Source organism: Tsukamurella conjunctivitidis (genome assembly GCF_007858475.1).
GTDB lineage: Bacteria > Actinomycetota > Actinomycetes > Mycobacteriales > Mycobacteriaceae > Tsukamurella > Tsukamurella conjunctivitidis.
Genome location: NZ_VIGX01000274.1, coordinates 1 through 533, shown reverse-complemented (window position 1 = coordinate 533; position 533 = coordinate 1). Strand labels below are relative to the sequence as shown.

1 protein-coding gene is annotated in these 533 nt (G+C 64.2%); it reads left to right on the top strand.

Features of this window, described 5'->3' with window-relative positions; genetic code table 11:
- Positions 1–25: 25 nt before the first annotated feature.
- Positions 26–533, top strand: a 508-nt coding sequence (locus FK530_RS25370) for a preprotein translocase subunit SecY (RefSeq protein WP_438947271.1), incomplete at its 3' end; no start/stop codon positions are given.

Here is a 533-nt window from a genome sequence, read left to right as displayed (position 1 = left end):
CCTCATGATCATGGGGCTCTTCCGGATGGGGTCCTTCATCCCCACCCCGGGTGTCGACTCCGTGGCGATCAGCACCTGTCTGGCCGAGCAGGACCAGTCCTCGTTGCTGGACCTGGTGAACCTGTTCTCCGGTGGAGCGCTGATGCAGCTGTCGGTCTTCGCGCTGGGGATCATGCCCTACATCACGGCCTCCATCATCATCCAGCTGCTGCGCGTGGTCATCCCGCGCTTCGACGACCTGCACAAGGAAGGGCAGACCGGGCAGTCGACGCTGACCCAGTACACCCGGTACCTCACCATCTTCCTGGGCGTCCTGCAGTCCACGACCATGATCTCCCTGGCCCGCTCGGGCCAGCTCTTCCCCGGTTGCTCCGAGGACATCATCTCCGACCGCTCCGTCACCGGCTTCCTCATCATGCTCATCGTCATGACGGCGGGCACTGCGGTCATCATGTGGCTGGGCGAGCTCGTCACCGAGCGCGGCATCGGCAACGGCATGTCCCTGCTGATCTTCACCTCCATCACGGCGACCC